The organism is Streptomyces rimosus, from assembly GCF_008704655.1.
Classification (GTDB): Bacteria; Actinomycetota; Actinomycetes; order Streptomycetales; family Streptomycetaceae; genus Streptomyces; species Streptomyces rimosus.
In genome coordinates this window covers 9,013,192-9,036,070 of the sequence record NZ_CP023688.1, presented here as the reverse complement: position 1 = coordinate 9,036,070, position 22,879 = coordinate 9,013,192, and the positions used below count along the sequence as shown (strand labels likewise).

The window sequence follows — 22,879 nt, the reverse complement described above, 5'->3', positions numbered from 1 at the left end:
TGCGGGACGTGTTGCGGTGGAATGGGTCATGGCGCCGGGCTCGCGTCCCGGTGCGGGCGGCCGTCCGCCGCCGTGGGCGGGTCGATCCGGAGGCGGCCGAGTTTCGCCCCGGGTTCCGCCGCGACCTGTCGCAGTACGCGGGTCAGCTGGGCGGCGAGCGTCTCCACGGCCGGCCGTTCGTACAGGTCGGCGCTGTACCAGATGACGCCCTCGACGCCGGCCGGGCTGCCGCCGTCCGACCTCAACTCGCGCAGAGTGACGGCCAGTTCGCTGCGGGCCGCGCCGCGGTTGCGGTGGGCGGGCCGGAGCGGCCGGGCCGTGAGGCCGGGCAGGTCCCAGGGCACTTCCGGCAGGTTCTCCATGCCGATGATCATCTGGAAGGGCCGGCGTCCGAGGCGCTCCTCGACGGGCTGGGACGGCAGGTCCTCGTGGGCGTACGCGGCGAGGTCGGCCTTGCGTACCCGGCGGACGAGTTCGGCGAACGCCGGGTCGCCGCCCGCGTCGGCGCGCAGCACCAGATGGTTGGCGAACAGGCCGACCACATCGCTCGTCGCGTCGTCGGCACGCCCGGCGGAGACGGTGCCCATCGGGACGCTCTCGGCGCCGCGCCGCGCCCACAGGGCGGCGACGGCCGCCCGCAGCACCATGAACAGGGTGGCCCGCTCGCGCCGCGCGGTCTCCAGCAGGGCCCGGTGCCCGGCCTCGTCCACCACGAAGGTGACCTGGCCGCCCTCGCCGGTGGGCGGGTCCGGCGGTGTCCGGACCGGGGCCAGCAGGGGCCGCTCCGGCAGGTCGGCGAGGACGCGGGTCCAGTACGCGAGGCGGCGGCCGAACGGGCTGTCCGGGTCGTCGAGGCGGGCCAGCTGCTCGTGCTGGCGTACGGCGAAGTCGGCGTACTGGAGGGGCAGCGGCGCCCACCCGGGTTCGCCGCCGGCCGCGCGTGCGGCGTACGCGATGGACAGGTCACGGGCGATCAGCCCGGTGGACCAGCCGTCAGCGGCGATGTGGTGCACCACGATCTGGAGCACGTGGTCGTCGGGTGCGAGAGCGAAGAGGGTGGCCCGGCAGGGCGGTCCGGCGGCGAGGTCGAAGGGGCGGGCGTGGGCCGTGTCCAGGGCGGCGGTCAGCTCGTCCTCGGTCACGGGTACGACGGGAAGGGCCACCGGGGCGGGCTCGGTGATCACCTGCCCGGCCGTCTCGATGAAGCGGGTGCGCAGGGATTCGTGGCGGGCGAGTACGTCGTTCCAGGCCGCTTCCAGGGCGTGGGGCCGCAGCGGGCCGCCGAGCCGTACCGTCAGCGGGATGTTGTACCGGCTCTCGCCGGAGAGCATCGAGCGCTGACCGGGTGTCAGCGGGATGGTGTCGGGGCGCGGTCCCGTGGCCGGTACGGGCTGCTCGGCGGCGTCGGCCAGGCGGAGGGCCAGGTCGGCCGGGGACGGCGCCTCGAACAGCTCGCGCACTTCCAGGTCCTTGCCGAGGACGGCCTGGACGCGTCCGACGAGCCGGACCGCCAGCAGCGAGTCGCCGCCGAGGTCGAAGAACCCGTCCTCCGCGCCGACCCGGGCGACGCCCAGGATCTCGGCGAACAGGGAGCACAGGATCTCCTCCACGGGCGAGTTCGGGCCGCGGCCGCGGTATCCGGCCGGGAGGTCCGGGGCGGGCAGGGCGGCCCGGTCGACCTTGCTGTTGACGGTCAGCGGCAGCGCGTCCAGTACCACCGTCGCGGACGGCACCATGTAGTCGGGCAGCCGCTCGGCGGCGAAGTCCCGTACGCCCGCCGCGTCCCCCACGACGTACGCGACCAGCCGTTTTTCGCCCGGCCGGTCCTCCCTGGCCAGTACCGCGACCTGCGTCACCCCGGGGCAGCGGGCGAGGACGGCCTCGATCTCGGCCGGCTCGATCCGAAAGCCCCGGATCTTGACCTGGTCGTCGGCCCGCCCCAGGAAGAGCAGTTGCCCGTCGTGGTTCCAGCGGACCAGGTCGCCGGTGCGGTACATCCGGGCGCCGCCCTCGTACGGGCACGCCACGAACCGTTCGGCGGTCGGTGCCGGACGGCCGAGGTAGCCGCGGGCGACGCCCTGCCCGGAGATATACAACTCCCCCGTGACCTCGGGCGGGACCGGGCGGAGCGCGGCGTCCAGGACGTAGACCCGCACCGCGTCGCGCGGGCCGCCGATCGGGAGGACCGCCGGGGCCGGTGCGCCGGGGCCGACGGCGAAGGTGGTGGCGCACAGGGTGGTCTCCGTCGGCCCGTACAGGTGGCTGACGGTGAGGCCGGGGCAGGCGTCCCGGACGCTCGCGACGGCCTCGGCCGGTACCGCGTCGCCCCCGGTCAGGACGTGCCGCAGACCGGCGAGGCACTCGGGCGTCTCCTGCGCGAGGACGCGGAAGAGCCCGGCCGTCAGGTGCACGGCCGTCAGCCCGTGGTCGGTGACCAGGCGGGCCAGCGCCTTCGCGGTGAGGTCGTCCGGTGGCGCGATCACCACCCGCCCGCCGTTGAGGAGCGGGACCCACAGTTCGAGGGTGGAGGCGTCGAAGGTGTGCGGGGCGTGGAAGAGGACGCGTCCGGTGGCGATGCCGTCCCAGCAGGCGTCGCGGGCGAGGGCGGTGACGTTGCCGTGGGTGGCGACGACGCCCTTGGGCTCGCCGGTCGAGCCGGAGGTGTACATCACGTACAGGCCGAAGTCCGGCGCGACGGTGGTCGTGAACGGGGTGTCGGCACGCTTGCGCAGGGCGTCCTCGATGTCGGCCTCCGTCAGGACGGCGGCGGGCGCGGCGTCGTCGAGCAGGGCCCGTACCCGCTTGGCGGGCAGGGCGGTGTCCACCGGTACGGCCACCGCCCCGGCCTTGGCTGTGCCGAGCAGCGCGACGACGAGTTCGGGCGAGCGGGCGAGGGTGACCACCACCCGGTCCCCCGGCCGGGTGCCGGCGGCATGCAGGTGCCGGGCGACCTGGTTGGCCCGCGCGTCCAGGCAGGCGTATGTCAGGGTCGTCCCGCCGGAGACCAGCGCGATGTCGTCCGCGTGCTGCCGTACGATCCGCGCGAACAGTTCCGGGACGGTCGTGGGCGCGGGGCCCGCGGCGCCGGTGTTGACGCCATGCAGAAGCCGGTCGGCCTCGCCGTCGACGAGGATGTCGATGTCACCGGCCTTGATGTCCGGGTCGGCCGCGAGCTGACCAAGAATGCTGATGAATCGGGCGGCCAGGAGTTCCGCACTGCGGCGGTCGATCAGCTCCGGGCGGTGGGTGAGCAGGAACAGCAGCTCGGGGCCCGGGAAAGCGGCCAGGCTGAGCGGGTAGTGGCTGACGTTGTGGGCGCGTACGGGAGTGAGCTTCAGCGGCGGCCCCTCCTCCTCCGCCAGGGGGCCACGCGGGAAGCTCTCGTAGACCAGCAGGCTGTCGAACTCCGCTCCGGGCCCGCCCGCGCGCTGGATCTCGCTGAGCCCCAGGTACTGGTGGGAGATCAGGGCGCCCTGCCGGGTCTGCACGTCGGTGAGCAGTTCGGCCACCGGCCGGTCGGCCGTCAGGGGCACCCGCACGGGAATGGTGTTGATGAACAGCCCGAGCATGCTCTCCACGCCGCGCAGTTCGGCGGGGCGGGCCGCGACCGTCGCGCCGAACACCACGTCGTCCCGGCCCAGCAGGCGGCCTAGGAGGAGCGCCCAGGCGCCCTGGACGAAGGTGTTGGGGGTCAGGCCGGAGCGGCGGGCCAGTTCGGTGAGCGCTTCGGTGGCGGTCCGGTCGAGTTTGGCGGAGACCTGTTCGTGTCCGGCGGACGGCGCCGGGCGGCTCGCCGACGGTGCCAGCAGCGTCGGTTCGCGCAGCCCGGCGAGGTCGGCCCGCCACGCGGCCCGGGACGCTTCCTTGTCCTGGGCGGCCAGCCAGCCGAGGTAGTCGCGGTAGGGCGGTACGGGCGGCAGGCCGGACGGGTCGCCGCCCGCCTCGTAGAGGGTCCACAGTTCGTGCTGGAGCGTGGGCAGTGACCAGCCGTCCATCAGGATGTGGTGGTTCGTGCAGATCAGCCGGTGCCGGTCCGGGCCGAGGCGCAGCAGCATCAGCCGGAGCAGCGGCGGTACGGCCAGGTCGAAGCGCCGTACGCGGTCCTCGTGGGCCAGCCGTTCCGCCTCCGCGAGGGCGGCTTCGGGCGGCCGGTCGCTCAGGTCGGCGTCCCGCCAGGGCAGTTCCACCCGGGCCGGGATGACCTGGACGGGCTGTTCGAGGCCCGGCGGCTGGCGGAAGCAGGCCCGCAGGGTGGCGTGCCGGGCCACCAGCGCCTGCCAGGAGGCGCGCAGCGCGGCCGCGTCGAGGTCGCCTTCGATGTCCACGGCGTCCTGGACCACGTAGGCGTCCTCGGCCCGCTCGTCGAAGAGGGAGTGGAAGAGCAGTCCCTCCTGGAGCGGCGTCAGCGGCCACACATCTTCTATGCGGCGTTCCACGGCATACCTCCCGTACCGGGTATTTCGTTGAAGTCGTCCTCCAGGGCCTCCAGCTGGCCGAGCGTCAGGTCGACCAGCGGCAGGTCCGAGGGGGTCAGGCCGCCCGCGTGCGGGGCCTCGCCGAGCGCGGCCAGCCCGGCCAGCAGGGCGGTCCAGCGGTCCGCCAGGTGCTCGGCCCCGTTCTCGGTCAGGACCCCGTCCAGCCACGACACCAGCAGCACCAGCTCCGGGCCGGTGTCGCCGTCGCGGACCAGGCCGCCGAACTCCAGCGCGTGCAGGGCGGGCAGCTGCGGGTCGGCGTCGGCGCCCATGGCGCGGGGGCCGGCCGGCTGCCAGTCGCCGGTGTCCGGGCCCGCGACGGCGAACCGGCCCAGGTAGTTGAATCCGACCGCGGGGGTGGGCAGGTCTCCGTATGCCTGCGCGGCCTGTTCCTTGACGCGTTTGAGCAGCCGGTCAGCGGCCGGGCCGCCCGCGCGCACCTCGTCGAGGTCGGTGACGCCCGCGTCCAGGCGGACCGGGCGCAGGGTGGTGAACCAGCCGACCGTCCGCGACAGGTCCAGGTCGCCGTCGCGGCCGTGCCCTTCCACGTCCAGGACGACCGGGCCCGGCCGGTCCTCGGTGAGGGCCGCGGCGAGCGCGGCGAGCAGCACGTCGCCGGTGGTGGCGTGGAAGGCGGCAGGCACGGTGGTCAGCACCGCTTCGGCCGTCCGCGCGGGCACGGTGAACGTGCGCTGCCGCATCTGCCCTTCGGTGCCCTGGACCGGCCCGGCGGGCCGTGGCCGGTAGGCCGCCGCCGCTCGACCGGCGTACGTACGGAACGCGGCCGCGACCGGCGCGAGCTCCGCGTCCGGCTCGGCCCAGGCCGCCGCGAGGTCCGGCAGCAGGATGCGCCAGGAGACCGCGTCGAAGACCAGGTGGTGCACGACGATCACGAGCCGTCCGGACCGCCCGCTCCCCCGGTCGAACCAGACCGCCCGCAGGGTGGTTCCGGTGCGCGGGTCGAGCCGGCCGGACGTGGCCCGCGCCTCCGCGTCGATCAGGTCCTCGAACGCCTCGCCCGTCAGCCCCGTGGCGTCGACGCGCCGGACCCGGTCCGGTACGGGTGCCGCGTCGCCGACTTCGAGGTACGGTTCCGCGCCGTCCGGGACGACCAGGCGGGCCCGCAGCATGGCGTGGTGGTCCACGGCCTTCTCGACGGCCCGGGTCAGCCGGTCGAGCCCGGCCCGCGCGGGGACCCGTACGACGGTCCACTGTGCGAAGCGGGCGGCCAGCACGTCCGGTCCGCCGCGGGCCGCCAGCTCCCGCATGATCGGGGTGAGGGGGACGACGCCCTCGCCGTCCTCGTGCCGGACGTCGTCCTCCGTGACGGGCTGGGCGACCAGGGCGAGCGCTTCCGGTGTCTTGTGCTGGAAGACCTCGGCCGCGGTGATCCGGTATCCGGCCTTGGCGGCGCGGGCGACGAGCAGCAGGGAGATGATGCTGTCGCCGCCGAGTTCGAAGAAGCTCGCGTCCGCTGCGACGGGAACGGACGGTTCCGTGGCGTCGTCCGGCGCCCCGATGCCGAGGAGTTCCGCGAAGAGGTGGCAGAACAGCGTCTCCAGCGGGGTGCGCGGAGCCCGTCCCGCCGATGCCGCCGTGTAGTCGGGAGCGGGCAGGGCGGCCCGGTCGACCTTGCTGTTGACGGTCAGCGGCAGCTCGTCCAGCACCACCGTCGCGGACGGCACCATGTAGTCCGGCAGCCGCTCGGCCGCGAAGTCCCGTACGTGTACGGAGTCTCCGACCACGTACGCCACCAGCCGCTTGTCGCCCGGCCGGTCCTCCCGCGCCAGCACCGCCACCTGCTCGACGCCCGGGCACCGCGCAAGCACCGCCTCGACCTCCGCGAGCTCGATCCGGAACCCCCGGACCTTCACCTGATCGTCGGCGCGCCCCAGGAAGACCAGGTTCCCGTCCCGGTCCCAGCGCACCAGGTCCCCGGTGCGGTACATGCGCCCGCCACCGTCGTACGGGCACGCCACGAACCGTTCGGCGGTCAGCGCGGCCCGTCCCAGGTAGCCGCGGGCGACTCCCTCACCGGCGATGTACAGCTCACCGGGAATGCCCACCGGGACGGGGCGCAGGAACCGGTCCAGGGCGTAGACCCGGGTGCCGTCGCGCGGGCGGCCGATCGGCAGGACGACCGGGGTCTGCGTACCGGGCGCGACGGTGTGAGTGGTGGCGCAGAGCGTCGTCTCGGTCGGCCCGTACAGGTGGTGCAGCGTGACGCCGGGGCACGCCTCGGCGACCCGGGCGACCGCCTCGGGCGGCACCACGTCGCCGCCGGTCAGCACATGCCGCAGGCCCGCGAAGCACTCGGGCGTCTCCTGCGCCAGCGCCCGGAACAGCCCGGCCGTGACATGCGCCGCCGTCACCTCGTGCTCCGCGACGAACCCGGCGAGCGTCCCGCCGTCCATGTCCACGGCCGGCGCGACCACGACGCAGCCGCCGCCGAGCAGCGGCACCCACAGCTCGAAGGCCGAGGCGTCGAAGGCATGCGGCGCATGGAACAACACACGCCCCGTCCCGATGTCCCCCCAGCACGCGTCGCGCGCGAGCGCCGCCGCACCGCCGTGGGTGACCATGACACCCTTGGGCGTCCCGGTCGAGCCGGAGGTGTACATCACGTACAGGCCAGAGTCCGGTGACACCCGTACCGGGGGCGGCGACGCGGGGAAGCCGTCGAGCACGTCCGCCGTCGGCACCTCGGTCACCACCAGCGCGGGGGCGGCGTCCTCCAGCAGGTACCGCACCCGCTCTGCCGGATACGCGGTGTCCACCGGCACGAACACGGCGCCCGCCTTGGCGATGCCGAGCAGGACGGTCACCAGCTCGGCGGTCCGGGGCAGCAGCACCGCCACCCGGTCCCCCGCGCCGACCCCCTGGGCATGCAGGTGGTGCGCGAACCGGTTCGCCCGCGCGTCGAGTTCCCCGTAGGTGAGGGTCAGCGCGCCGGACACGACGGCCGCCGCGTCCGGGTGGCGGGCCGTGGCATGCGCGAACAGGCCGGGCACGGTCCGTCCCGCGGCACCGGCGCCGGCCGGCCCGACGTTCACCCCGGACACCAGCCGCTCCCGCTCACCGTCCAGCAGAAGATCGAGGTCGCCCACCCGGGCCCGCGCATCGTCGGCGAACCGGCCGAAGACCGCCACCAGGCGCTCGGTCAGCGCCTGCGCGGTGGCCGGGTCGAACAGGTCGGTGGCGAACTCCAGCAGCCCGTCGAGGCCGCCGCCGTCCGGCCGCTCGCGCAGCACCACCGACAGGTCGAACTTCGAGCTGGTCAGCCCCACCGGGACGACCTCGGCGCCCAGGCCGGGGACCGCGAAGTCGGTGTCCGGCGCGTTCTGGAGGGCGAAGGCGACCTGGAACAGGGGGTGCCGGGCCAGGGAACGGACCGGGTTCAGCACGTCCACCAGGTGCTCGAAGGGCAGGTCCTGGTGGGCGTAGGCGGCGAGGTCGGCCTCGCGTACCCGCCGGACCAGGTCGGTGAAGGAAGGATTGCCCCCTGCGTCGGTGCGCAGCACCAGCGTGTTGAGGAAGTTGCCGACCAGGCCGTCCAGCGTCTCGTCCGTCCGGCCCGCGATGGGCGTGCCCAGCGGTATGTCCTCCGCGCCGCCGAGCCGGGACAGCAGCGCGACGACGGCGGCCTGCGCGACCATGAACAGCGTCGCGTCGCACTCCCGCGCGATCTCCTGGAACCGCCGGTGCACGGCGGCGTCCACGGTGAACGGCAGCATCGCGCCCCGGTGACTGGCCGTCGCGGGCCGGGGCCGGTCGAAGGGCAGCTCCAGCTGTTCGGGCAGGTCGGCGAGGGTATGGGTCCAGAAGTCGAGCTGCCGACCGAAGAGGCCGTCCTCGGTGTCCTGGTCGAGGAGGTCGCGCTGCCAGAGGGTGAAGTCGGCGTACTGGACGGGCAGCGGCGCCCAGTCGGGCGTACGGCCCTCGGCCCGCGCCGTGTAGGCGGCGGACAGGTCACGCATCAGGACGCCCATGGACCAGCCGTCAGCGGCGATGTGGTGCACGATGATCAGCAGGACATGCTCGGCCGGTGATATCTCGTACAGCGTGGCGCGCCAGGGCAGTTCGGTTTCGAGACGGAAACCGCGGGCGGCTTCGGCGGCCATGGCGGCGTCCAGCGCCTCGTCGCGGACAGCGGCCGTATCGATCCGCGCCGGTACGGCGGCCAGGATTTCCTGATGGGCGCTGCCGCCGTCGTCGGGGTAGCGGGTACGGAGGGTTTCGTGCCGCCCCACCACATCGCCCCAGGCCGCCTCCAACGCCGCGCTGTCCAAAACCCCGGTCAGACGAATAGCGAGGGGAATGTTGTTGGTCGGACTCGGCCCTTCCAGACTGTGCAGGAACCACATGCGCTGCTGTCCGAACGACAACGGCATGGGGTCGGGCCGCTCCGCCGGTACGAGAACAGGCCGCACCGCCTCGAATTCGTCCAGCCGCCCCGCCAGCCCGGCAACCGTGGGCGCCTCGAACAACACCCGTACCGAAATCTCCGCACCCAAGGCCCCCTTGATACGGCTGGCCAGCCGCGTCGCCAACAGGGAATCCCCGCCGAGGTCGAAGAACCCGTCATCGATACCGACCTGCTCCAGGCCCAGCACCTCGGCGAACAATCGGCACAGAATCTGCTCCTGCGGCGTACGGGGCGAGCGGTCCGAGACGGCATAGTCCGGCGCGGGGAGAGCCGCCCGGTCCACCTTCCCGTTGGCCGTCAACGGCAACTCGTCCAGCACCACCACCGCCGACGGCACCATGTAATCCGGCAACCGCTCCGCCGCGAATTCCCGCACCTGTACGGCATTACCGACGACATACGCCACCAGCCGCTTGTCGCCCGGCTGGTCCTCCCGTACGACGACCGCCACCTGGTCAACGCCCGGGACCTGCGTCAGAACGCCCTCGATTTCGGCGGGCTCGATGCGGAATCCCCGGATCTTCACCTGGTCGTCGGCCCGGCCGAGAAAGACGAGACGGCCTTCGTGGTCCCAGCGCACCAGGTCGCCGGTGCGGTACATCCGGCCGCCACCGTACGGGGACGCCACAAAGCGTTCCGCGGTCAGCGACGGACGGCCCAGGTATTCGCGGGCCACGCCCCGCCCCGCCACGTACAGTTCACCGGCCACACCCACCGGAACCGGACGCAGACAGCCGTCGAGAACGTATACCCGCACACTGTCCCGGGGGCCGCCGATCGGCAGTACGGACGGAACCTTCGAGCCCGGTGCGATCGCGAACGTCGTCGCGCACAGCGTGGTTTCCGTCGGGCCGTACAGGTGGCGCACCGTGACGCCGGGGCAGGCGTCCAGGACGCTCGCGGCTGCGTCGGCCGGTACGACGTCGCCGCCGGTCAGGACGTGCCGGAGGTCGGCGAAGCAGGCGGGGGTCTCCTGGGCGAGTACGCGGAAGAGGCCCGCTGTGACGTGTACGGCCGTGAGCGCGTACGTGTCGATGAGGCGGGCCAGGGTGTGGCCGTCGATGTCCGCCTCCGGTGCCACGACCACGCACCCGCCGTTCAGCAGCGGCACCCACAGCTCGAACGTCGACGCGTCGAAGGCATGCGGCGCATGGAACAGGACGCGCCCGGTGCCGATGTCGTCCCAGCAGGAATCCAGCGCCAGGGCGGCGACACCGCCGTGCGTCGCCACGACCCCCTTGGGCACGCCGGTCGAACCCGAGGTGTACATCACGTACAGGCCGGACTCCGGTGCGACGTCCACCGGCAGCGGTTCGGCCGGGAAGTCCCGTAGCGCGTCGTCCACTTCGGTGCCGCTCACCACCAGCGCCGGTGCCGAGTCCTCCAGCAGGAACCGCACCCGCTCCGCCGGGTACGAGGTGTCCACCGGCACGAACACCGCGCCCGCCTTCGCGATGCCGAGGAGCACGACGATCAGCTCCGCCGAGCGGGGCAGTGTGACGCCCACCCGGTCGCCCAGTGCCACTCCCCTGCTGTGCAGGTAGCGGGCGAATCGATTCGCCCGCGCGTCCAGTTCGCCGTACGTGAGGGAGCCCGCGGCGGAGATCACCGCTGTCTCGTGCGCGTACTGCCGCACGGTCCGCGCGAAGGCGGCGGGGACGGTTGTCGGCGCGGCTCCCGGGGCGCCGGTGTTCACGCCGTGCAGGAGCCGGTCGCGTTCGCCGTCGACCAGCACGTCGAGGCTGCCGAGGCGAGCGCCGGGGTCGGCGGCCAGCTGTCCGAGGACCTTGACCAGACGGCGGGCCAGGAGTTCCGCGTCGGCGCGGGTGAACAGGTCGGGGCGGTAGGTGAGCCGGAAGCGCTCGGCCATCGCGGTGAACGTCAGCGGGTAGTGCGCGGCGTCCCGGCCGCCGACGCTCGCCAGGTCCAGGTCCCCGGACACCGACCGCGCGGTGGTGGAGGTCAGGTCGAGCAGGTCGACGGGGTAGTTCTGGAAGACGGTCAGGGTGTCGAACAGGGTCCGGGTTCCGGCGATGTTCTGGACCTCGGAGAGGCTGAGGTGCTCGTGCGGCAGCAGCGCCGCCTGGGCGTCCTGGAGCCGGGTGAGCAGCTGGGCGACGGTGTCGGTGGGCGACCAGCGGGCCCGTACCGGCAGGGTGTTGATGAACAGGCCCACGGTGGTGTCGATGCCCGGTATCTCCGGCGGGCGGCCGGCCGTGGTCCCCCCGAAGACCACGTCGTCGCGGCCGGTCAGCGCGCCGAGGAGCACGGCCCAGGCGCCGCGCATCACGGTGCTGGCGGTGACGCCGTGCCGGCGCGCGAGGCCGGCCAGTTCCGTCACCAGCGGGGCGGGCAGTTCGACCCGTACCTCGTCGGGGTCGACCGGGGCGCGGTTGCCGGTCTCCGGCGCCACCAGGGTGGGCTGCGCGCCGTCGAGCGCCTGCCGCCACGCCTCGGCGGCGGCCGCGCCGTCGCGCCGGGCCAGCCAGGCGAGATAGCTGCGGTACGGGGTGACCGGGGGCAGGGCGCGTTCGTCGCCGCCGTTGCGGTACAGCTCGACCAGTTCGTTGGCGATGATCGAGGTGGACCAGCCGTCGCACAGGATGTGGTGGACGGTGAGCACGACGCGGGTGCGGGTGTCGCTCACGCGGATGGCGGTGAGCCGCAGCAGCGGCGGTGCGGCGAGGTCGAAGCGCCGGGTCCACTCCTCGCGCACCGCCTCGCCGAGGGCGTCGTCCCGGTGGTCGGCCGGTACGGCGCGCAGGTCCACCTCCTGCCACGGCAGGTCGCTCCGCTGCGGGATGATCTGCACGGTCTCGCCGGATTTGAGGGTGCGGAACCCCGCCCTGAGCGTCGGGTGCCTGCGCAGCAGCGCGTCTCCCGCCGACCTGAGGGCGTCCGTGTCGAGGCGGCCGTCCAGGTCCAGGACCACCTGGCCCCGGTAGATGTCCGTGGCCTGCGCGTCGTACAGGGCGTGGAACAGCATGCCCTTCTGCATCGGCGCGAGCGGCCACACGTCGGCCAGTCCGGGCTTGCTCACGGTCACTTTCCCCATTCCGTTTCGAGCTGGTCGATGTCGTCCTGCGTGAGGGAGATGAGATCGAGGTCCGACGGGGTACGGCCGCCCGCTTCGCCCTGCTCGGCACAGGCCGCCAGGGCCTCGGCGGCCCGGGCCCACGCCTGGGCGAGGCGCCGTATGCCGTCCTCGGGGACCAGCGCCGTGTCCCAGGCCCAGTGCGCCGTCAGCCGGGGGCCTTCGGCGCTGTCCTCGGTACGGGCGTCGAGGTCCACGGGGTGGGTGCGGACGCCTTCGGGCGGGTGGGGGTCGCCGGTGGCGGTCCAGGCGGTGGCCGCCCCCGGCTGGTCCGCGGCGGGGACGCGGCCGAGGTAGTTGAACAGAATCGGGGGTTCGGCGGAAGCGGCCAGCAGCCCGGCCGTCCGCGGGTTGAGGTGGCGGAGCAGGCCGTGGCCGATGCCGTGTCCGGGCAGCTCCCTGACCTGTTCCTTGACGCGTTTGAGCACGGTGCCGGCGTCGAGAGGGCCGGGTCCTTCCGCGCCGGGGTCGAGCCGGACCGGGTGAACGCTGGTGAACCAGCCGACGGTACGGGACAGATCCACGCCGGGGGCGAGGTCGCTCTCACGGCCGTGCCGTTCGAGGTCCACCAGGACGGCGCCGGGCCGGCCGCGCCAGTCGGCGACCGCGAGGACCAGCGCGGCGAGGAGCACTTCGGTGACATCGGCGTGGAAGGCCGCCGGGACGGTGGTGAGCAGCGCCGTCGTGGTGGCGGGCGGCAGGGTGGTGCTCAGTTCCCCGGTGCCGCCCGGGCCCATGGGCTTCGCCGGTGGGCGCGGGGCCGTCGGCCTCGTCGGCGGGAGCGGGGCCGTGGGCTTCGCCGGTGGGAGCGGGGCCGTCGGCCTGATCGGGAGGAGCGGGGCCGTGGGTGCGCCGATCCGTTTCCAGAGCGGCACTTCGGCGGCCCGTGCGGGGTCGTGGGCGGTTCGCCGCAGCAGTTCGGCCCAGCGGCGGAAGGACGTACGGACCGGGGGCAGCACCGGCTCGACACCCGCCGCCACGGCTTCGTGGGCGAGGGCCAGATCGTCGAGGACGATGCGCCAGGAGGCGCTGTCCACGCAGAGGTGGTGCGCGGCCAGGAAGAGCCGTCCCGGCCGGTGCGGCCCCGAGTCGAACCACACGGCTTGCAGCACGGTGCCGGTGCTCGGATCGAGGCGGCCGGTCGCGGCGGCGCACTGTTCGCGGACGATCGTGGCCGTGATCTGTGCGGCCGGGCCGGGCAGCCGGACCGTACGCAGCAGGTCCGCCGCCCGCACTGCGCCCGGCGGCCGGACGTGCAGGCCGCCGGTGCCGTCGTCGGCACCGGTATCGCTCACGGGATCGAGCCGGAACCGCAGGGCGCCATGGTGGTCCAGGACGGCTTGGAGGGCGGCGGTGAGTTCCGCGCCGGTGAGGCCGGTCGGCGTCCACACCATGGCGGTCTGGAACAGCGGCCCGGCCAGCGCGTTCCGGTCGGCGAGCTGACGCATGACCGGGGTGAGCGGCACGGGACCCGGGCTGTCGTCGTGCCGGGTCTCGTCCTCCGTGACGGGCTCGGCGACCAGCGCGAGGGCTTCCGGCGTCTTGTGCTGGAAGACGTCCGTAGCGCTGATCCGGTATCCGGCGCTGGCCGCGCGGGCGACGAGTTGGAGGGAGATGATGCTGTCGCCGCCCAGCTCGAAGAAGTTGGCGTCGGCGCCGATGCCGGGGGCCGGGTCCGCGTCGGGCGCACCCGTACCGGCCTCTCCCGTCTTGAGGCCGAGGACTTCCGCGAACATACGGCAGAACAGCGTCTCCAGCGGGGTGCGCGGAGCCCGCCCCGCCGATGCCGCCGCGTAGTCGGGTGCGGGCAGTGCCGCCCGGTCCACCTTGCCGTTGCCGGTGATCGGCAGCGCGTCGAGGGGGACGAGGGTGCCGGGGATCATGTAGTCCGGCAGCCGGTCGGCGGCGAAGTCCCGTATCCCGGCCGCGTCGCCGACGACGTACGCGACCAGCCGCTTGTCGCCGGGCCGGTCCTCGCGTACGACGACGGCCACCTGGTCCACGCCCGGGGCCTGCCCGAGCACGGCTTCGATCTCGGCGGGCTCGATCCGGAAGCCCCGGACCTTCACCTGGTCGTCGGCCCGCCCGAGGAAGACGAGATTCCCGTCCCGGTCCCACCGCACCAGGTCCCCGGTGCGGTACATGCGCCCGCCGCCGTACGGGCACGCCACGAACCGTTCGGCGGTCAGTGCCGCGCGGTCGAGATAACCGTGCGCGACACCGCATCCGGCCACGTACAGCTCCCCCGCCACGTCCGTGGGCACCGGGTGCAGATGGGTGTCCAGGACGAAGACGCGTACGCCGTCGCGCGGGCGGCCGATCGGCAGGACGGGCGGGGCTTCCGCGCCGGGCGGGAGGGTGTGGGTGGTGGCGCAGAGGGTGGTCTCGGTCGGTCCGTACAGGTGGTGGACCGCGGCGTCGGGGCACGCCTCGGCGACCCGGGCGACGGCTTCGGCCGGGACCACGTCGCCGCCGGTCAGCACGTGCCGCAGGCCCGCGAAGCACTCGGGGGTCTCCTGCGCCAGGACGCGGAACAGCCCGGCGGTCACGTGCACCGCCGTGAGCGCGTGCTCCGCGACGAGCCCGGCGAGCGTCGCGCCGTCCAGGTCCACCGCGGGCGCGACCACCACGCACCCGCCGTTGAGCAGCGGCACCCACAGCTCCAGGGTGGAGGCGTCGAAGGTGTGCGGGGCGTGGAAGAGGACGCGCCCCGTGCCGACGCCGTCCCAGCAGGGGTCGAGGGCGAGCGCGGCGACGTTCGCGTGCGTCGCGACGACGCCCTTGGGCGTGCCCGTCGAACCCGAGGTGTACATCACGTACAGGCCGGACTCCGGCGGCACCCGCACCGGCAGCGGGACGGCCGGGAAGTGCCCCAGCGCCTCCGCCACCTCGGAACGCGTCATGACCAGGACGGGGGCGGAGTCCTCCAGCAGGAACCGCACCCGCTCGACCGGGTGGGCGGTGTCCACCGGTACGGCCACCGCGCCCGCCTTGGCGATGCCGAGGAGCACGGTGACGAGGTCCGCCGAGCGGTCCAGCATCACCGCGACCCGGTCCCCCACCGTGACGCCCTTCGCGCGCAGGTACCAGGCGCACCGGTTCGCCCGCGCGTCCAGTTCCCCGTACGTCAGCGTGACGTCCCCGTACCGCACCGCGAGTGCCTCCGCGTGCCGGGCGGCGATCCGCTCGAAGCACCGCGGCACGGTCTCGCCCCGCGCCTCCGCCCGGTCCGGTGCCGCCGCGGCGGTGATTCGGCTCCGCTCGTCCTCGCCGAGCACGTCCACCCGGCCGGCCCGTACGGAGGGGTCGGCGGTGACCTGGTCGAGCACCCGCAGCAGACGGGCCACCAGGCCCTCGGCGGTGGTGCGGTCGAAGAGGTCGGTGGCGAATTCGAGATAGCACTCCAGGCCCGCGGCGGCGCCCTCGGCGTCCCGGCGTTCCCACATCAGGACCGACAGGTCGAACTTCGAGGTGGACATCTCCACCGGTACCAGCCGGGATACCAGCCCCGGGGCGTCGAAGTGCGTCTCGGGCGCGTTCTGGAGGGCGAAGGCGACCTGGAACAGCGGGTGCCGGGCCAGCGAGCGGACCGGGTTCAGCACCTCCACCAGGTGCTCGAACGGCAGGTCCTGGTGGGCGTACGCGGCGAGGTCGGTCTCCCGTACCCGGGCGACGAGTTCGGTGAAGGCGGGGTTGCCGCTCACGTCGGTACGCAGCACCAGCGTGTTGAGGAAGTTGCCGACCAGGTTGTCCACGGCCTCGTCCGTCCGGCCCGCGATGGGCGTTCCGAGCGGAATGTCCTCCCCGGCGCCGAGCCGCGAGAGCAGCACGACGACGGCGGCCTGGGCGACCATGAACAGCGTGGCGTCGCAGTCCCGGGCGATCTCCAGCAGGCGGCGGTGCGCGGCGGCGTCCACCGTGAAGGGCAGGAACGCTCCCCGGTGGGTCGCCACCGGCGGGCGGGGCCGGTCGAAGGGCAGCTTCAGGTGCTCGGGCAGCCCGGCGAGCGCCTCGGACCAGAACGCGGCCTGCCGGCCGAAGAGGCCGTCCTCGGTGTCCTGAGCGAGGAGTTCGCGCTGCCAGAGGGTGAAGTCGGCGTACTGGACCGCAGGCGGCGCCCAGCCGGGTGCGCGGCCGTCGGCGCGCGCCGCGTAGGCGGTCGCCAGGTCGTCGGCCAGCACGCCCATGGACCAGCCGTCGGCGGCGATGTGGTGGACCACGATCAGTAGCACATGATCGTCCGGTGCCGTCTCGAAGAGCGTGACGCGCCACGGCAGTTCGCTCTCGATGCGGAATCCCCGCTCGACGCCCGCCGCCAGCTCTTGTTCCACGTCGTCCGCGCCGACCGGCACGGTGGGGATACGTACGGCCACCTCCGCCGCGTCCGTGATGTCCTGGCGGGCGCTGCCGCCGTGCTCGGGGTAGCGGGTGCGGAGGGTTTCGTGCCGCCCCACCACATCACCCCAGGCCGCCTCCAACGCGGCAACGTCCAATTCCCCGGTCAGACGAATAGCGAGGGGAATGTTGTTGGTCGGACTCGGCCCTTCCAAGCTGTGCAGGAACCACATGCGCTGCTGTCCGAACGACAACGGCATGGGGTCGGGGCGTTCCGCCGGTACGAGTACGGGGCGTACCGCCTCGAATTCGTCCAGCCGCCCCGCCAGCCCGGCAACCGTGGGCGCTTCAAACAACACCCGCACCGAAATCTCCGCACCCAAGGCCCCCTTGATACGGCTGGCCAGCCGCGTCGCCAACAGGGAATCCCCGCCGAGGTCGAAGAACCCGTCATCAATACCGACCTGCTCCAGCCCCAGCACTTCGGCGAACAACCGGCACAGAATCTGCTCCTGCGGCGTACGGGGCGAGCGGTCCGAGACCGCATAATCCGGCGCGGGAAGAGCCGCCCGGTCCACCTTCCCGTTGGCCGTCAACGGCAACTCGTCCAGCACCACAACCGCCGACGGCACCATGTAATCCGGCAACCGCTCCGCCGCGAATTCCCGCACCTGTACGGCATTCCCGACGACATACGCCACCAGCCGCTTGTCGCCCGGCTGGTCCTCCCGGACAAAAGCCGCCACCTGGGCCACACCGGGGCACTGTCCGAGCACGGCTTCGACCTCGGCCAATTCGATGCGGAATCCGCGGATCTTCACCTGGTCGTCGGCCCGGCCGAGGAACACCAGACGCCCGTCCCGGTCCCAGCGGACCACATCGCCCGTCCGGTACATCCGGCCGCCACCGTACGGGCACGCCACGAAGCGTTCCGCGGTCATGGCCGGGCGGCCCAGGTATTCGCGGGCCACGCCCCGACCGGCCACGTACAACTCCCCGGCCACGCCCACCGGGACCGGGCGCAGGAAGCCGTCGAGGACGAAGACGCGCAGGCCGTCCCGGGGGCCGCCGATCGGCAGTACGGAGGGCACCTTCGAGCCCGGCGCGATGGCGAACGTCGTGGCGCACAGCGTGGTTTCCGTGGGGCCGTACAGGTGGTGGATCACGGCGGCGGGGCACGCCTCGGCGACGCGGGCGACGGCTTCTGCGGGAACCACGTCACCGCCGGCGAGGACGTGCCGGAGACCGGCGAAGCATTCCGGGGTCTCCTGCGCCAGTACGCGGAACAGCCCGGCGGTCACATGCACCGCCGCCAGGGAGTGGTCGTCGACGAGGCGGCTCAGGGTGTGGCCGTCAAGGTCCACCTCGGGCGCCACGACGACGCACCCGCCGTTCAGCAGCGGCACCCACAGCTCGAACGTCGAGGCGTCGAAGGCATGCGGCGCATGGAACAGAACGCGGCCCGTGCCGATGTCGTCCCAGCAGGAATCCAGCGCCAGGGCGGCGACACCGCCGTGCGTGGCCACGACACCCTTGGGCACGCCGGTCGAACCGGAGGTGTACATCACGTACAGGCCGGATTCCGGCGATACCCATACCGGCAGCTGGGCCGCAGGGAAGCCGCCGTCGGCCGCCTCCCGCGCCTCCGCCTCACCGACCACCAGGGCCGGTGCGGAGTCGGCGAGCAGCCACCGCACCCGCTCCGCCGGGTACGAGGTGTCCACCGGCACGAACACCGCGCCCGCTTTCACGATGCCGAGCAGCACGACGACCAGCTCCGCCGACCGGGAAAGCGTCACCGCGACCCGGTCGCCGGGTGCCACTCCCCTGCTGTGCAGGTAGCGGGCGAACCGGTTGGCGCGCGCGTCCAGTTCGCCGTACGTCAGCGACACATCGTCGGCCCGTACGGCGATCTCGGCCCGCGACCGCCGCACGGCCGCGTCGAACAGGCCGAGGACCGTGCGGTCCTCGACGGCCGCCGCTCCGACATTGACGCCGGAGACGAGGCGTTCCCACTCCCCGGGGGCGAGGAGTTCGACCTCGCCGAGCCGCAGGTCCGGGTCGGCGGCGACCTGGTCGAGCACCGCGAGCAGCCGGGTGATCAGGTGCTGGGCGCCGTCCGGGTCGAAGAGGTCGGTGGCGTACTCCAGGTAGCCCTCCAGGCCCGCGCCGCCGCTCCGCTCCGCCAGGCCGAGGGCGAGGTCGAACTCGACCGTCGCGGGCGGTACGGGGACCGGTGCCGCGGCGAGGCCGGGCAGGTCCCAGGCGGGGTGGAGGTCGTCCTCCATCACCAGCAGCACCTGGAACAGCGGGTGCCGGGCGGTCGACCGGACGGGCTTCAGGGCTTCCACGAGGTGTTCGAACGGGAGGTCCTGGTGGGCGTAGGCGGCGAGATCGGTGTCCCGGGCGCGGGCCACCAGTTCCCGGAACGTCGGATCGCCCGCGGCGTCGGTGCGCAGGACCAGGGTGTTGAGGAAGAAGCCGACGACATGGTGCAGGGACTCGTCGGTGCGGTCCGTGACGGGGGTGCCGAGCGGGATGTCGTCGCCCGCGCCGAGCCGGGACAGCAGCAGGACGACCGCGGCCTGGGCGACCGTGAACAGGGTGGCGTCGCAGTCGCGGGCGATCTCGCTCAGCCGCCGGTGCACCCGGGCATCGACGCTGAACGGCAGGACGGCGCCGCGGTGGCCGGCCGTGGCGGGCCGGGGCCGGTCGGTGGGCAGGGCGATCTGGTCCGGCAGGCCGGCGAGGGTCTTGGTCCAGTGGGCGAGCTGCTCGTCGAGCAGGCCATTGCGGCTGTCGAGGAGGTCGTGCTGCCAGAGGGTGAAGTCGGCGTACTGGACGGGCAGCGGCCGGAGGTCCGGCGCGCGGCCCGCGCCGCGTGCTGCGTACGCCGTCGAGAGGTCCCGGGCGAGGATGCCCATCGACCAGCCGTCGGCGGCGATGTGGTGCACGACCACGAGGAGGACGTGGGTGCCGTCGGGCAGCTGGAACAGCGTCGCCCGCCGGGGCGGTGCCGTGTCGAGGGCGAACCTGCGGCCGATGTGGTCGGCCAGGTCGGTGTCCAGGGCTTCCTCGGTGGTGGGGACCGTGCACAGGTCCTCGGCGCCGTCCCCCGCGTCCAGCACGAGCTGGTGGGGTACGCCGTCGCGCTCGGGAAACACCGTGCGCAGCGGCTCGTGGCGGGCGATCACGTCCGCCCAGGCGGCGCGCAGCGCGGGCAGGTCCAGGGCGCCGGTGAGGCGGACGGCCATGGCCATGTTGTAGGCGCCGCTGGTGTCCTCCAGCCGGTTCGCGAACCACATGCGCTGCTGCCCGAACGACAGCGGCAGGACATCGGGGCGCTCCGCCGGGACCACGGGCGGGCGGCCGGCGCCCAGGTCGTGCAGCCGTCCGGCCAGGCCCGCGACGGTGGGCGTCTCGAACACCACGGTGATCGGGATCTCGACGCCCAGGGCGGCGCGGGCGCGGCTGGTCAGCCGCATGGCCAGGAGGGAGTCGCCGCCCAGGTCGAAGAACCGGTCGTCGACGCCGACCCGCTCCAGGCCGAGAACCTCGGCGAACAGGCGGCACAGGGTCTGCTCGTGCGGGGTGCGGGGCGCGCGGCCCGTGGTGGCCGCCGCGTAGTCGGGGGCGGGCAGCGCGGCCCGGTCGACCTTGCCGTTGGCGGTCAGCGGCAGCGCGTCGAGGGTGATGACGGTGGCGGGGATCATGTAGTCGGGCAGCCGGTCGGCGGCGAAGTCCCGGAGGCCGGCGGTGTCGCCGACGACGTACGCGACCAGCCGTTTGTCACCGGGGCGGTCCTCCCGTACGACGACGGCCGCCTGTTCCACGCCGGGGGCCTGCCCGAGGACCGTCTCGATCTCGGCGGGCTCGATGCGGAAACCTCGGACCTTTACCTGGTCGTCGGCCCGGCGCAGGAAGACCAGACGGCCGTCCCGGTCCCAGCGCACCAGGTCGCCGGTGCGGTACATGCGCCCGCCGCCGTACGGGCAGGCCACGAAGCGCTCCGCGGTCAGCGCGGGGCGGTTCAGGTAGACGGGGGCCACGCCCCGCCCCGCGACGTACAGTTCGCCGGTCACGCCGACCGGCACCGGGCGCAGGGCGCGGTCCAGGACGAAGACCCGTACGCCGTCGCGCGGGCGGCCGATCGGGAGGACCGCGGGCGCCCGCGTGCCGGGCGGGAGGGTGTGGGTGGTGGCGCAGAGGGTGATCTCCGTCGGGCCGTACAGGTGGTGCAGCGTGGCCTGCGGGCATGCCTCGGTGACCCGGGCGACGGCTTCGGGGGGCACCACGTCGCCGCCGGTCAGGACGTGGCGGAGACCGGCGAAGCACTCCGGGGTCTCCTGCGCGAGGACGCGGAACAGTCCGGCGGTGACGTGGACGGCCGTCAGCGCGTGGCCGGCGGTCAGCCGGGCCAGCGTGGCGCCGTCCAGGTCCGCCGGCGGGGCCACCACCACGCAGCCGCCGTTGAGCAGCGGCACCCACAGCTCGAACGTCGAGGCGTCGAAGGCGTGCGGGGCGTGGAACAGGACGCGCCCGGTGCCGATGTCGCCCCAGCAGGTGTCGCGCCCGAGGGCCGCGACGCTGCCGTGGGTGGCCGTCACGCCCTTGGGCGCGCCGGTCGAGCCGGAGGTGTACATCACGTACAGGCCGGACTCCGGCGATGTCCGGGCCGGGAGCGGGACGGGCGAGAAGTCGCGCAGGGCGTCCTCCCGTGCCGCTTCCGGGCCGCTGATCACCAGCGTGGGCGCGGCGTCCGCGAGGAGGTAGCGCACCCGCTCGGCCGGGTAGGACGGGTCGACCGGTACGGCCACCGCGCCGGCCTTCGCGATGCCGAGGAGGGTGACGACCAGTTCCGCGGAGCGGGGCAGCAGGACGCCCACCCGGTCGCCAGGCGCCACTCCCCCGGTGCGCAGATACCGGGCGAAGCGGTTCGCTCGCGCGTCCAGTCCGGCGTACGTGAGGGTGTCCGCGCCGCAGATGACGGCGGGCGCGTCCGGTGAGCGTCCGGCCACCTCCGCGAACCGGGCGGGCACGGTCGTGTCCGGCGGGGCCGGACGGCCGGTGTTCACCTCGGTGAGCAGCCGCTCCCCTTCGCCGTCGAGCAGCGCCGCGACCCGGCTCACCGGCAGCGCCGGGTCCGCCGTCAGCTGGGCGAGGACCGCGGTGAGCCGGGCGGCGAGGGTGGCGGCAGTCTCCCGGTCGAAGAGTTCCACGTTGTGCCAGAGCCCGCCCTCGATGCCGCGCGGCGCGCCGTCGGCGTCGTGCCGCTCGCTCAGGTTGAGGTAGAGGTCGAAGAGACCGAACGTCAGGTCGTCCCGGGCGGCCTCGATGCCTACCCGCTCCGGTACGGCGGTCAGTCCGGCCAGGTCCCAGGCGGCGCCGGGCGCGTCCTCCATCACCAGCAGGACCTGGAAGAGGGGGTGCCGGGCCAGTGAGCGGTCGGGGTTCAGCACCGCGACGAGGTGTTCGAACGGCAGGTCCTGGTGCGCCTCGGCGGCCCGTTCCGTGGTGCGTACCCGCCGGAGCAGGTCGGTGAAGGCCGGGTCGCCGGTGAGGTCCGTACGCAGGACGAGGGTGTTGGCCGCGAATCCCACGAGCTCGTCGAGGGCGGGGTCGGTGCGGCCGTCGGCCGGGGAGCCGATGGGGATGTCCTCGCCCGCGCCCAGCCGCGAGAGCAGGACGGCCAGGGCGGCCCGTACCACCATGAGCGGTGTGGCGTCGCAGTCGCGGGCGAGCCTCAGGAGCGCCCGGTGGGTGTGCTCCGGGATGCGGACCGGGACGGAGCCGCCCTCGTGCCGGGGCTCGGCGGGGCGGGGCCGGTCGTAGGGAAGGTCGAGCTGGGCGGGCAGGCCCGCCAGGTTCCGCTGCCAGTAGGCGAGCTGGCGCCCGTACACGCTCTCCGGGTCCTGCTGTGCGCCGAGCAATTCCTGCTGGCGCCGGGCGAATTCCGTGTACGCGATGGGCAGCGGCCCCCAGTCCGGCTGCCGCCCCCGCGATCGGGCGGTGTAGGCCCGGGACAGGTCGCGGGCCAGGATTTCCAGCGACCGGCCGTCCACTGCGATGTGGTGCACCACCAGCAGCAGCACGTGCTCGCGGGCGGACAGGGCGTACAGCGTCGCCCTGCACGGCGGCTCGGACCGGAGGTCGAACTCCCGGCTTGCCTCGGCCGCGAGGGCCCCCGCCACCTCCTCCTCGGTGACGCTGCGTGACGCGAGCCCGGCGGGTGGCTCGTCCAGGACCCGTTGCCGGGCCTCGCCGTCCGCCTCGGAGAAGACCGTGCGCAGCGCCTCGTGGCGTCCCACGACATCGGCCCAGGCCGCCTCCAGGGCCGGGCGGTCCAGCGCGCCGGTGAGCCGGACGGCCGTCGCCATCGTGTAGGCGGTGCCGGTGTTCTCCAGCCTGTTGACGAACCACATGCGCTGCTGGCCGGACGACAGCGCAATGCCTGTCGACTCCGTCCGGGCAGCGCGGATTTTCCGGTTTCCGCGCACGCCGAGCTCCCCCCGTGAATTACAACGCCGCGCGGCCACAACTCTTTACGGG

The 22,879-nt window shown here is 73.7% G+C and carries 3 protein-coding genes; all 3 read right to left on the bottom strand.

Translation table 11 applies throughout. The annotated features are described in order from the left end of the window. Positions 1-26 precede the first annotated feature (26 nt). The 3 genes from CP984_RS39515 to CP984_RS39505 are packed head-to-tail and all read right to left on the bottom strand — an operon-like array spanning position 27 to position 22,827. The gene (locus CP984_RS39515) at positions 27-4,436 is read right to left on the bottom strand and encodes a non-ribosomal peptide synthetase (RefSeq protein ID WP_078605225.1); all 4,410 of its coding nucleotides are present in this window, start codon (positions 4,434-4,436) and stop codon (positions 27-29) included. Next, entirely contained in the window at positions 4,421-11,947 is a 7,527-nt protein-coding gene (locus CP984_RS39510; protein ID WP_003980679.1) for a non-ribosomal peptide synthetase, read from the bottom strand. Before CP984_RS39510 ends, CP984_RS39515 begins: the two co-directional genes overlap by 16 nt. Continuing rightward, positions 11,944-22,827, bottom strand: coding sequence for a non-ribosomal peptide synthetase (locus CP984_RS39505; protein ID WP_129820868.1), 10,884 nt, complete (start codon positions 22,825-22,827; stop codon positions 11,944-11,946). The genes CP984_RS39510 and CP984_RS39505 overlap by 4 nt, the downstream gene beginning before the upstream one ends. Positions 22,828-22,879 lie beyond the last annotated feature (52 nt).